The organism is Hyalangium sp., assembly GCF_035629615.1.
Lineage (GTDB): Bacteria > Myxococcota > Myxococcia > Myxococcales > Myxococcaceae > Hyalangium.
In genome coordinates this window covers 1-11,638 of the sequence record NZ_DASPHO010000477.1, presented here as the reverse complement: position 1 = coordinate 11,638, position 11,638 = coordinate 1, and the positions used below count along the sequence as shown (strand labels likewise).

Annotated in this window: 10 protein-coding genes and 2 pseudogenes; all 12 read right to left on the bottom strand. The window is 68.8% G+C overall.

From position 1 onward, the window contains the following. Positions 1-423: pseudogene (locus VD972_RS24525) on the bottom strand (hypothetical protein); the annotation flags it as partial. Further along, a complete protein-coding gene (locus tag VD972_RS24520) occupies positions 420-1,220 on the bottom strand; it encodes a hypothetical protein (RefSeq protein ID WP_324990941.1) in 801 nt (266 codons plus the stop codon). The pseudogene VD972_RS24525 and the gene VD972_RS24520, both read right to left, overlap by 4 nt. Further along, positions 1,201-2,406, bottom strand: a complete 1,206-nt coding sequence (locus VD972_RS24515; RefSeq protein WP_324990940.1) for a TadE/TadG family type IV pilus assembly protein — start codon at positions 2,404-2,406, stop codon at positions 1,201-1,203. The genes VD972_RS24520 and VD972_RS24515 overlap by 20 nt, the downstream gene beginning before the upstream one ends. Positions 2,407-2,416: 10 nt before the next feature. After that, complete coding sequence (locus VD972_RS24510) at positions 2,417-4,498, bottom strand: pilus assembly protein TadG-related protein (protein ID WP_324990938.1); 2,082 nt, start codon at positions 4,496-4,498, stop codon at positions 2,417-2,419. Positions 4,499-4,501: 3 nt separating this feature from the next. Beyond that, entirely contained in the window at positions 4,502-5,473 is a 972-nt protein-coding gene (locus VD972_RS24505) for a TadE family protein (RefSeq protein ID WP_324990936.1), read from the bottom strand. A gap of 72 nt (positions 5,474-5,545) precedes the next feature. Then, positions 5,546-7,249: a zf-HC2 domain-containing protein gene (locus tag VD972_RS24500; protein WP_324990934.1), complete on the bottom strand. Its 1,704-nt coding sequence runs from the start codon at positions 7,247-7,249 to the stop codon at positions 5,546-5,548. After that, a complete protein-coding gene (locus tag VD972_RS24495) occupies positions 7,246-7,881 on the bottom strand; it encodes an RNA polymerase sigma factor (protein ID WP_324990932.1) in 636 nt (211 codons plus the stop codon). Before VD972_RS24495 ends, VD972_RS24500 begins: the two co-directional genes overlap by 4 nt. 76 nt (positions 7,882-7,957) lie before the next feature. Further along, on the bottom strand, positions 7,958-8,365 hold the full coding sequence (locus VD972_RS24490; RefSeq protein ID WP_324990930.1) for a DUF2085 domain-containing protein: 408 nt from the start codon (positions 8,363-8,365) through the stop codon (positions 7,958-7,960). After that, positions 8,334-9,380 carry a dipeptide ABC transporter ATP-binding protein gene (locus tag VD972_RS24485; protein ID WP_324990928.1) on the bottom strand — a complete coding sequence of 349 codons (1,047 nt, stop codon included), beginning with the start codon at positions 9,378-9,380 and terminating at the stop codon, positions 8,334-8,336. Before VD972_RS24485 ends, VD972_RS24490 begins: the two co-directional genes overlap by 32 nt. Further along, a complete protein-coding gene (locus VD972_RS24480; RefSeq protein ID WP_324990926.1) occupies positions 9,377-10,369 on the bottom strand; it encodes an ABC transporter ATP-binding protein in 993 nt (330 codons plus the stop codon). Before VD972_RS24480 ends, VD972_RS24485 begins: the two co-directional genes overlap by 4 nt. Then, positions 10,366-11,343, bottom strand: a complete 978-nt coding sequence (locus VD972_RS24475; RefSeq protein WP_324990924.1) for a hypothetical protein — start codon at positions 11,341-11,343, stop codon at positions 10,366-10,368. Before VD972_RS24475 ends, VD972_RS24480 begins: the two co-directional genes overlap by 4 nt. 9 nt (positions 11,344-11,352) lie before the next feature. Continuing rightward, positions 11,353-11,638, bottom strand: a pseudogene (locus VD972_RS24470) (hypothetical protein); the annotation flags it as partial.

The window sequence follows — 11,638 nt, the reverse complement described above, 5'->3', positions numbered from 1 at the left end:
CCGGGGCTGAGGGTGCTTCGTCAGCGCCCAGTCGAGCGCCTCCTGCGAGTACTCCTGGGGCTTGTCGAAGCCCATGGCGACGACGAGGCGGGTGACGGAGCCAGGCTTGAAGGCCATGCCGTCAGTGCCCCGGGCGATGAGCATGCGGATCTGCGACAGGGGAGCGCGCATGGCCGGGTGGGTGCCCATCTCCATCTCCAGCCAGAGCGCGTCGCGCCCCAGGGAGTCCTTCTCCTCCCCCACCACCGCCAGGCGCCAGTAGTGGACCCGCGCGCCGCCGCCGTCGAGCTTGTAGGTGACCCAGTCGCCCACCTGGGTGGTGCGCAGCCCCTTGGACAGGTGCTCGAGCAGGGCCTTCCCCGGCATGGCCGCGGGGGCCGGGGACGCCACGAGCAGCACGAGCGCCAGCGCCAGCGTCCTCATGGCGCGCCCTCCTGGGGGGCCTTCTTCTCCCGCTGCTCACGCTCCCAGGCCGCGCGGCTCTGGCGCACCGCCTCGCCGTTGGGCAGGGCATCCGGCCGGTCCGAGCCCACCCACATCTGGAGCACCGCGGTGCTCTGCTCGTCCATGCGGCTGAGCGTCGTCACCACCTGCTCTCCCTTGCGCGCGTGCTCCAGGGTGAAGCGCAGCTCGCCCTCCAGCTTCGTGCCCACCTCCCGCACCAGGGAGAAGCCCTGCCGGGTCATCGACTCGGAGACCTGCTGGCGCACGTGATCCAGGCCCCCCTGCACCAGCGAGGAGCGGTGCTGTGAGCCGCCCGGATCGTCGCGCGTGGTGATGTCCTGGCTGAACAGGGTGCCCTCCAGCTTCACCAGGCCGGCGCCGGGCTTCTTGGGAGCGCGGACCCAGAGATCCCGCAGCACCGTGAAGCCCGCCGTCTTCCCCAGGTGCCGGCGCAGCACCACGCCGCGCTGCAGGCCTTCGCGCGTGTAGAGGGCGGACACCACGGCCTCGTTCCGCAGATCGCCCTCCACCACCGTGGGGTAGCCCAGCCCGCGCCAGTGTCGCGCGAAGTAGTCGGCCACCTTCTCCATCGAGTCGTCCGTGGTGAAGTAGGCCAGCCGGTAGTACTCGCCGGCGATGATCAGATCATTGCCGATGCGCGTGTGCACGGTGCCCGGGTACACGGGCAGCTCCTGCTCGGCGCCCGCGGCCAGCGCCGCGAGGAGCACGCCCAGCAGCCCTGCTCGGGCCAGCGCTCTACTCGCAGTTGACGACATTTGTGTTCTTGTCCCCCTTGGTGGACTCGGCGCTCAGGGGCGCGGAAGGATCCTCGGCCTGGGGGTTCTTGCAGCCCATGAAGTGCTCGCCGCGCGCCTTGAAGATCTGGATGTACTGCGAGCGATCATAGGGCTGGTCTCGGAACGGCGCCGTGTCGAAGCACATGGGCCGCGGCCAGTCGATCTGGGAGAACTTCCCCAGGTTGTTGAGGCCGCCCTCGGCCTCGTGCGGATAGGACTCGATGCCCGTGTCCTCGCCAATGCACTCGCGGCCCCAGTCCGTGGCGTCGTCTCCGCCGGGGCTCGGGCCGTAGTTGTGCGAGACGACGAAGGCACCCAGGAACGCTGGGGAGAAGCTCTGGAGGAACTGCCGGAACTGGCCAATGCCGCCGACGGCGTCCTCTAGATCCTTGCGGACGCCGAGGAACACCATCCGGTCCACCTGCTTGTAGAGGCCGTGGGGATACTCCTCGGGGCCGTTGCGGTGAGCGCCCGCGCGCCGCCCGCGGATCGTGGCGTCCGCGCCGTCCTCCATGTTCCACGCATCCGCATACATGGAGAAGCGGGAGGTGAGCCCCAGGCTCCGGATGCTCTTGCCTCCGAAGGGATCCACCTTGGAGAAGCCGCCCTGGCCCTCCTGCAGGTACTCGCGGGGGAGGAGCACGTCGTTGAACTTCATGCTCATCTCCGCCTCCACCCAGCCCTTGGTGTTGAAGCGCCACTGGTTGAGCAGCGCGTTGGCGCCGACGTTCGCCGCGCCGACCACCTGGCTGGCGTATCCCTCCCCGCTGTTGCCGAGCGCGAGCCCCGCCTCGAAGAGGGGGATCTCCTTGTTCCGCACCGTGCCCTGCACCTCCGAGTACCGGGCGACGAAGTTGCCGGCCGGCGCGTTGGGCTCCACCGAGTCCATGTCCTTGTAGCGGTCGACCGCCTCCTCCATCATCTCCTGCTGCGCACCCGAGAAGGCCTCGTCGTGCTTCTCGTTGGCGAAGTCGCTCAGGGTGTAGCTCGTCATCTCCCAGGTGACGTAGCGCGCGAACTCCTGGAGCTTGAGCTTCGCCCGCGACAGCTCGGTGAGGTACATGCTGAACAGCAGAATCATCACCAGCACCGGCACGATGAGGGCGAACTCGACCGTGGCGGAACCACGCCGGGCGTACGCACGCTGCTGGGCGGGGGTTCTCATCGGCCGGGCCTCAGTGGGTGATGATCTTCGGCGGGACGTTCTTCAGCTCGCCGGGGAGCCGGTCCACCAGCTCGCCCACGAAGGGCAGCGAGTGCCGGCCCTGGTAGACGGAGGCGAGCCGGGGACGCCAATAGGGGTTGAAGAAGTTGGGCTGCTCGGCCCAGTTGCCGGGGCGGTGGTAGTACGTCTGCCCGCGGGAGATGACGTTCAGCCCCTCGGTGGTGTCGAGGAACTTCATCCGATCGTTCTTCATCTCCAGCGCCGCGTTGTAGCTGGAGAACTTCCACTGCACCTTGCCCTGCCCGTTGAGGAGGCCGATCGCGTTGGAGCCAGTCCCCGCATGGTCGGAGTGGCTCGCGTTCGTCATCTGATCCGCCGTCTTGTTGAGCGCCACCCAGGTGGAGGGCTGGTTGAAGTCGTGCTTGTAGCGGGTGGCGCTGTCGCTGCTGGCCGTGCCGCCGCACGTGTCCGCGTACTGGCCGGGCTCGAAGTGCATGAAGGGGACGATGCCCTTCCACGGGTGGTTTCCATCCTGCGCGGGCATCACGTTGGCCGTGAAGACGTCGATCTCGGGGACGAACGGCGGGCAGCTGCCCAGCACCTTCCCCGTCACACAGACCTTGCTGCGGTGGACGCCGATCTCCGACTCCGGGCCGGAGGGCCGGTACACCCGCAGCCAGCTGTCACCAGCCGGCAGGGTGTCGTGGTGGACGCGCCAGTGCACACCACCGTTGTTGTGCGAGCCCTCGTGCTCGTTCATCGCCCAGATGCTGGTCTTCATCGCGTGCTTGAAGGTCAGCTTGTCGCTCTTCGTCGCCCGGTAGCCCTCGCGCGGATCCCCCCAGCACTCGCGGGGATCGTCATCCTCCGCGCACGCGAACGGATTGCGGAACGGACCGAAGCCCGTGGGGCCGAACTTGATCCAGTACAGCTCGTCCGAGCCCAGGTTGTCGCCCTGGGCCATGCGGCCGAGCGTGGGCTCGATGCCATCGTTCCAGTCCCGGATCGTGTTGCGAGGGGTGTAGGGACTGCTCGTCTCGCTGACCTTGGCGGCGTTGGGGTTGTTGGCCGTGAGGAAGCGCGTCTGCCCGTACTTGGCGAACTTGAAGAAGGGCGTGTCGATGTCCCGGCTGAGCAGATCGCGGATGACGCCCAGGCCGTCCGGCAGGGGGATGAGGTCCCCCAGCTTGCGCGAGGTGATGAAGCCCTCGGGGCAGGACCCATCGTCGGAGTCGCAGGCGTAGCGCGTGGCATTGGTGATGGCGCCCATGACGCGCTTGGCGCGCGCCTCCTTGTCCGAATGCTTCTTCTTCCTCGGATCGATGGGCTCCAGCGGGTTGCGGTGGGCCAGCGCCAGCGGAGAGTCGCCTGACTCGCGGAAGTGCGCCTTATCGAAGATGCACGCGCTCAGCGCCCCCGCGGCGAGCTGGCCCAGCTTGGAGTCCACGTTCTTGTCGTTGGCGTAGATCACCGAGTCGGTGGTCTGGGACACCTGGGTGAGCGTGGCCATCATCACCACCTGGGACGCGAAGAACATGGCCGAGTTGAGCATCCGGTGGGTCGGGATCACCATCCGCCCGATGAGCCAGTCCGGGTTGGCGGTCCGGAGAATCTGTTGGAACCCTTGGATGAGGTTCTTGAAGGTGTTCATGAAGGTGTCGATCACCTTCATGATCTGACTGAGGTACGGCACCACGTTCTCGAGGATGGGACACGCTACCGTCCAGAACGCCCCATCCGGGTCTCCCGAACAGGGGTTGATCGTCCGCATGAACCCGTAGATGTCCGTGACGAAGGCCTCGGTGAAGTAGATGAGCGACAGCAGCGACTGCCACATCATCGCCGACACGTAGTGCGACACCTGGGTGCGGTTGGCGTACGCATAGAAGTTGAACGCGCGCGCCTCCATGGCTGCCATGGAGTAGGCCGCCGCGTCCGCGGTGTTCTGCAGCCGGACGCGCTCGTGGATCGTGTGGCCCAGGTTCACCGTGGTGAGCACCGCCAGGGACATCAGCAGCACGAGCAAGGCGGCTACGACGAGGGCCTGGCCCTCCTGGCGTCGGAAGCTCTGTCTCAGGACGCGGGTGAACATGGCCTAGAGGCCCCAGTCGGGGTTGAAGTGCAGGATCCACTTGCGGTGGAAGTTGGACTGCATGCGAATCGTGTACGTGGCAGTCAGCGGCAGGAAGTAGCGCTTGCCTACCACGTCCGAGACGAGCGGGATGCTGCCAGTGGCCAGCCCCCAGAGCACCCACATCTCCGGCGCGTACACGGTGCTGTAGCCCCGCTCGTGGTCCAGCTCCTTCGCCTTCCCCTGCAGGGCATCCAGGTTCGCCGTCCGGTTGAGCATGTTGCCCCGCAGCAGCGTGGGCCGGTCAATGGCGCCGTAGAGCGCCACCTGCGCGTTGGAGGCGTACCACGCGGTGAAGATGATCCAGTTGGCGAAGGGCACGCGCATCTCGTACCAGTAGCGCAGGCGGATGGTGAGGCGCGTGGCCTTGCGGTACACCGTCTCCGAGTCATCCGGCTCGGGCAGGTTGAAGAACTTGCGGATGTTGTTCTCGAACTCGGGCACCTCCGGGAAGCTGGCCGCCCCGTCGAAGTCCAGCTCCTCCCAGTCACGCCCGGCGCGCAGCTTCCAGATCGTGTCGATGGGCGTGAAGTAGGCCGGGTTGATGGTGTCCACCCGGATCATCCCGAACAAGTTGGAGCCGTTGAACGAGGCCGGGGGCCGGACCTTCGTCGCGCTCCAGGCCAGGTTGCTCATCGCCTCGTCGTAGATCTTGTGCCGGCCCCAGGCCTCCGCCAACCTCGGCAGCGAGTCCGTGCGCCGCCCCATCGTCGGCAGCAGCGCCACGATGGCCGCGTCGTGCATGCGCTCGTTGTTGCCGTTCCACACGCTGCCCGCCCGCGCCGCCTGGTAGGCCGCGTACTCCGTCATCAGCTTCGCGTGCTGGATCATGGTCAGCTGGAGGATCCCCAGCGCCATGAACACCATCATCGGCATGATCAGCGCCGCCTCGACGGCGACCTGTCCCGACTCCCGACCTGACACCCCTGCTTCCATCCTTGGCATTATCGGGGGTAGGGAGTGGTGGGCGCATCGGTCAATTGGACCGCCCCACTGGAATAATGCCCCTTATTGGAGCTGGGTGGGGGCGGAGACCGGGGCCTCCATCTTGTCGGCGGGAGCCGCCTTCAGAGGGCCCCTGGAGCCTGTGCCGGGCTTGGCGTCGTCGGCCTCCAGTCCCTGCTTGCGCAGGCGGCCCCGCGCCATCTGGGCGGCGTTGGAGCGCGGCCCCTCTTCCAGCACCTGGTTGCAGGCCTCCTGAGCCTCCAGACGCCGGCCGATAGCGAACTCCGCGTCGCAGAGCCGGTCGAGCAGGCGCAGACGCTCCCCGCCAGTGGCCCCCACCGCCAGGGCCTGTCGCAGGAGCTGGACCTCCCGGATCCGATCGTCAGCGCGTAGCGCCGCATCCGCCTGCTTGGACAGCTCGGCGGGAGAAGCCTCTGCCGACTTGCCCCTCGGCTCAGCACGGGCCACGGTCTTCGCGGGAGGCGTGGTGCTCACCGAGGGCATGGGCGCCACGGCAGCCGGAGCCGGTGGAGGCGGCGCCGCGGCGGTGCTCGGCGCCTTCTGCTCCCGCTTCCCCGGGGACTCCTTCGCGCCGAACAGATCGTCGAAGTCGTCCTCGGCGGCCGCGGGCCTGGAGGTGGAGGCTGAGGGCTTGTTCGCGGCGGTCTCGTTGCTCCTGCCCCGATTCAGACTGAGCCCTCCACTGGAGGGCGCTTGCTGCTGCACCTGGGCCTCGCTCTCCGCCATGAGCCCATCGGCGGCGGCCTCCTCCATGGGAGGCTGGGCGCTGGGAGCAGACGGCTCGGCCGGCGCGGGTGCTTCCGCCGTGGCCGTGCCCGCCTGCCCCGGGGCTACCAGGATGGGCTTGGGCTTGGAGAACGCCCCCGACTGGGTCATCGCGTCACGGCGATCGTAGCTGTAGCCCTGCTTCGCCTTCTTTTCGGCGGAGCGGTCGAAGTCCTCCCCCAGGTCATCGCTGCCCTTGGCGGCATCCTTGGTATCGCCCAAGCCCGCGCCAGCGCCCGTGTTGCTCCAATCCGAGCGAGCGTCCCGGCTGCCGGACGTGAGCGGCTTCTTGCGAGGCGATTCCTTCATCACCGAGGCGCTGTCCAGCTTCGCGGCGGGGGCCGGCGGAGGCGGAGTCATGCCCTGCTGGTAAGCCCCCTCCTCCTCCTGCTCAGGGCCGGCACCGGCCCGGGCGGTGTCGGGCGCTGGCACCGGCGTCGGCTGCACCCTCTGGGCCTTGGGGGCGACCTTCTGCATGGCCGCCGGGGGCAGATTGACCGGAGCACGCTCCTGACTGGGCTCCGGGCTGAGCGCGGCGGTGGGCTCCGGGCTCTTCACCGGGCTGGCGGGAGCGTAATCCTCGGCGCTCTTCGCCACGCTCTGCGCCGCGACCTCCTCCTTGAGATCCACCGCCTTGTTTACCTGGATCGACACGATGCCGAAGACGCTCACCGCGGTCACGCCCATCGCGGGCATCAACCAGCGCCGCCACCAGGTCGGCTTGGGAGGAGGACCCGCGGCCGCGTTGCGAGCAGCCTGATTCGCATAGGCCAGCAGGGACTCCAGCCCTGCGTCGGGGGCGGGCTCCATGGGGAGCTGCGCCATGGTGGTGCGCACCCCGCGCATCCCGGCGAGCAGCTCGCTGCACCGGGGGCATCCGTCGACGTGAGACTGCACCGCGCGGGCCTCCAGGGGCGGCAGCTCGCCGTAGACGAAGTCGAGGAGCCGGTCCTCGTGCGCATGCAAGGTCTGAGGCTTCATCCCGCCACCGTCCTTCCATCGTCGGCGAGGTCCCCGTCCACGCCCAGCTCGGCCAGGCGCCGGCGCAAGCCCTCAAGGGCGTAGCGCATCCGGCTCTTCACCGTGTTCTCGGAGACGCCCGTCACCTCTGCAATCTCCTTGAAGGCAATGCCGCTGTACTCACGCAACACGAAGACTTCTCGCTGCTCTTCCGGGAGGCTGGCCAGGGCGCGCTCGATGAGGGGCCGCAGGCTCGCGTTGTAAGCGCCGCGCTCGGGGCTGGCCCCGGGGTCCGGGAGGCCCTCGCCCAGAGGCCGGCCCTCGTCGCCCCCGGCTCCATTGCCAGTGGGGGCCTCCAGGGAGGAGGCCTGCCGGTAGCTCTCTTTGCGCGCGCTGTCCACGCAGAGGTTCCTCGCAATCGTATAGAGCCAGGTCGTGAACTTCGCCTTGGGCTCGTAATCTCGGGCACTGCGTACCACCTTCAGCCACGTCTCCTGCAGCACGTCCTCCGCCCGTGCCCGGTGCCCCGTGAAGCGGAGGATGAAGTTGAAGACCGGCGTCCGGTGCCTGCGCACCAACGTCTCGAACGCACGGGCATCCCCCGCCTTGAAGGCGAGCATCAGCCCCTCGTCTGAGGTCTCCGGTCCCACCACTCCCCCATCACGAGGCCACGGGTCATCCCCGTCCCCCTCCCACCGTAGCCTTCAACGGGCGACGCGGCGGTTGGGTCTAGCCGGGGCGTGGTCTTCGGTAAGTGGCGAGAATGACAGGGACGGCGACGGCTGTCACGAGGGCGGCCTGGGCCAGGAGGACGGCCGGCAGGGGGCGCTGAACATGAATGTAGAGGGAGCGGCCGAGCGCCACCCCCAGGAGCACCCCTGTCAGGGTCCTCACGAGGTTGGAGCCACCGGCGGGCCGGAAGCGTCCCATGGCCCAGTCCACGAGCGCTGGAAGGGTGAGGCCGAGCCCCACCGGCACGTCCCACTCCCACTGGAGCGGGGACCGGAGGGCAAAGAAGCCCACCATGGCGGCCAGGAGCACCGGGTAGGTGCCCAGGCAGCGGGCGCAGACGCGCACCCCGCCCAGCACGTAGGTGCGGTTGTACTCATCCTCCCGATGGTGGCTGAGCCAGAACACCCTGTGCCCCTCCCGCTGCGGTGGTCTCCACGTTACCCCGGGCGTCCTGCTCCGCCAGGAAGCACGCGGCGGTGTGGCCATGGCCCAGCACATATAAAGGAGGCGTCTCGCGCCGGCAGCGCTCGAAGGCGTGGGGGCAGCGCGGGTGGAACGCGCACCCCGGCGGCGGCGCGAGCGGGGACGGCACATCCCCCTGGAGGATGATGCGCGTCTTCTTGTGGTCCGGGTCCGGCACAGGCACGGCGGACAGCAGCGCCTGGGTGTACGGGTGGCGCGGGCGGCGGTAGAGCTCCGCCGCATCCGCCAGCTCGACGATCTTCCCCAGGTACATCACCGCCACGCGCGTGGAGATGTACTCGACGATCTTCAGATCGTGCGCGATGAAGAGGTAGGTGAGCTTCAGCTCGCGCTGCAGATCCACCAGCAGGTTGACGATCTGCGCCTGGATGGACACGTCAAGCGCGCTGATGGGCTCGTCCGCGATGACCAGGTCCGGCCGCATGGCGATGGAGCGGGCGATGCCGATGCGCTGGCGCTGGCCGCCGGAGAACTCGTGCGGGTAGCGCCCCATCGCGTCACGCGACAGCCCCATCAGATCCAGCAGCGCCCGCACCTTCTCCTCGCGCTCGCGGCCCCGGGCCAGCCCGTGGATGGCGAACGGCTCGCCGATGATGTCGCGCACCGTCATGCGCGGGTTCAGCGAGGCGTAGGGATCCTGGAAGATGAGCTGCATCCGCCGGCGCAGGGGACGCAGCTCGCGCTGTGAGAGGCCCGTCAGCTCCCGCCCCTCGAAGCGGATGGAGCCTGCGGTGGGCTCGATGAGCCGCAGCAACGTCCGGCCCAGGGTGCTCTTTCCGCAGCCGCTCTCCCCTACCAGGCCGAGCGTCTCGCCGCGCACCACGTCGAAGCTCACCCCGTCCACCGCCTTCACGGTGCCGCGCACCCGCCCCATGAGGCCGCCACGCACGGGGAAGTGCGTCCTCACGTCTCGCACCTGGAGGAGGGGCTCGGTCATGGCACGGGCACCGGGTTGTGGCACGCGGCGGCCTGTCCTTCGCGCTTCGGCTCGAGCGGCGGATCCACCCGGGCGCATACGTCGATCGCGCGCTCGCAGCGATCCCGGAAGCGGCACCCGGCGGGCAGGCGGCGCAGGCTGGGAACCATGCCGGGGATCGTCTTCAGCCGCTGGCGCCCTCCCCCTCCCAGCACCTCTTGGAAGGACGGGATGGAGCGCAGCAGGCCCGCCGTATACGGGTGCGCGGGCCGGCTGAAGAGCGTGCGCACCGGGGCCTGCTCCACCACGCGGCCGGCGTACATCACCACCACCGCGTCACAGCTCTCGGCCACCACGCCCAGATCGTGGGTGATCAGCATCACCGCCATCCCACGCTCGGCCTGGAGCCGCTTGAGCAGATCCAGGATCTGCGCCTGGATCGTCACGTCCAGTGCGGTGGTGGGCTCGTCGGCGATGATGAGCTCCGGGTTGCACGCCAGCGCCATGGCGATCATCACCCGCTGGCGCATGCCGCCCGAGAGCTGGTGCGGGTACGCGTCCACGCGCTGCTCGGGCGCGGGGATGTTCACCTGGCGCAGCATCTCCACCGAGCGCTCCTTCGCCCGCTTCCGATCCAGGCCCTGGTGCAGCCGCACCCCCTCGGCGATCTGCTCGCCCACCGTGTAGACGGGGTTGAGCGACGTCATCGGCTCCTGGAAGATCATGGAGATGTGGTGGCCGCGGATGCGGCGCATCTCCTCCTCGGGGAGCGCCAGCAGCTCCCGGCCCTTGAAGCGGACCTCCCCCGCCACCACCCGGCCCGGCGGATCCGGCACCAGCCGCATGATGGAGAGCGCCGTGACGCTCTTTCCGCAGCCGCTCTCCCCTACCACCCCCAGCGTGCCCCCGGGAGGAATGGAGAAGGACACATCATCCACCGCCAGCACCGGGCCCTCCTCCAGGGAGAAGCGGGTCTTCAGGCCACGGACTTCGAGGAGGGGCTCGCTCATTTCTGGGACAGCTCGTCCAGGAACTCCTCCTCCTGGATGACTCGCTTCTTGATGAGCAGCCGGACGAGCGCTGCCACCATCTGGGCTGGCATGATCTTCTGCGAGGGGGCCATTGGCTCCTCGCCATGCGAGAGGCGCTCGAGGTTCTCGAGCACCTGCAGATCCTCCTCCGAGAAGTTCGGCGGCAGGTTCTGCTCGGGCGGCTTCACGTTCTTGGCGGCCCCGCCGAACATGACCACCGGCACGCGCGGCTGGCCCGGATCGGGTGGCGGCGGCGGTGGAGGCTGATGCGCCGGGCGCTTCTTCGTCCCGAGCAGATCGTCGATGAAGTCCGTGGCCGCCTCCTTGGGAGGGGGCGGCGGGGTGGCGGGCGCTGTGGTCAGCACCGGAGGCCGCGGCCGAGGCATGGGCGGGGTGACCTCCTCCTCGGACTCGCTGACGAAGCTCCCCTGCACCACGAGCGGCCCCCCGCGCTCGATCTTCATCTCGCCGCCCTCGTCCTCCTCCCCCAGCGGGACGGCCTGGACGATGTCGAGCTTCTCGCCGCGCCCCATGATGAGCGCCCGGTCGATGTCGTCCGAGGCAGCCACGTACACGCGGAGGGCCTTGTGGAGCTGGAAGCGCAGCTCGTCGATCAGGGAGAGGTCCGCCGGATCCTCCACCGCCACATGCAGCCGCTCACTCTTGCCGTCGTGATCGAGCTTGAAGGGGACGATGCGGTGCTCGGACTGGAAGTCCGCCGAGAGCAGCGTGGCCACCTCCTGGGGAACCTCCGGAATCTGCACGAAGGGCATGTCGAACTGCTCGGCCAGCACCCGCGCGAGCTGGTTCGGGCTGATCATCCCCATGGACACCATCACCGAGCCCAGCCGCGTCCCCCGGCCGTAGGTACGCTTCTGCCCCAGCGCGGTGCGGACCTGCGCCTCCGTCACGAAACCAGCCTGGACCAGCAGCTCGCCGATCTTCTTGCGCATGATCGGATGTTACCGCTTGACCTTGGCGAGGTACTCCTCGCGAGTGAACACGCCCTTCTCGATGAGCAGCTCCACCATGGCCTTGAGGGCAGCCACTTCCTTGCGCTGCACCTCCTCGACCGCCTTCAACAGCTCAGCGGGGCTGCCTCCACCCGCGGGCTTCACCGAGGGCACGTCCGAGACGGAGGGACGCGCCGGAGGGGCTGCGGCGGGCCTGGGCGGGGGCGGCGCGGGGGCGGCGCCTGCGCCCGGGGGCGGCGGTGCACCGCCCTGCATGTTCTTGACCACCGTGCGG

What these genes read in the sequence shown, in the direction of transcription:
- VD972_RS24520 (WP_324990941.1), bottom strand. Translation starts at nt 1,220, where the DNA reads ATGTCGTCAACTGCGAGTAGAGCGCTGGCCCGAGCAGGGCTGCTGGGC.
- VD972_RS24515 (WP_324990940.1), bottom strand. Translation starts at nt 2,406, where the DNA reads ATGAGAACCCCCGCCCAGCAGCGTGCGTACGCCCGGCGTGGTTCCGCC.
- VD972_RS24510 (WP_324990938.1), bottom strand. Translation starts at nt 4,498, where the DNA reads ATGTTCACCCGCGTCCTGAGACAGAGCTTCCGACGCCAGGAGGGCCAG.
- VD972_RS24505 (WP_324990936.1), bottom strand. Translation starts at nt 5,473, where the DNA reads ATGGAAGCAGGGGTGTCAGGTCGGGAGTCGGGACAGGTCGCCGTCGAG.
- VD972_RS24500 (WP_324990934.1), bottom strand. Translation starts at nt 7,249, where the DNA reads ATGAAGCCTCAGACCTTGCATGCGCACGAGGACCGGCTCCTCGACTTC.
- VD972_RS24485 (WP_324990928.1), bottom strand. Translation starts at nt 9,380, where the DNA reads ATGACCGAGCCCCTCCTCCAGGTGCGAGACGTGAGGACGCACTTCCCC.
- VD972_RS24480 (WP_324990926.1), bottom strand. Translation starts at nt 10,369, where the DNA reads ATGAGCGAGCCCCTCCTCGAAGTCCGTGGCCTGAAGACCCGCTTCTCC.
- VD972_RS24475 (WP_324990924.1), bottom strand. Translation starts at nt 11,343, where the DNA reads ATGCGCAAGAAGATCGGCGAGCTGCTGGTCCAGGCTGGTTTCGTGACG.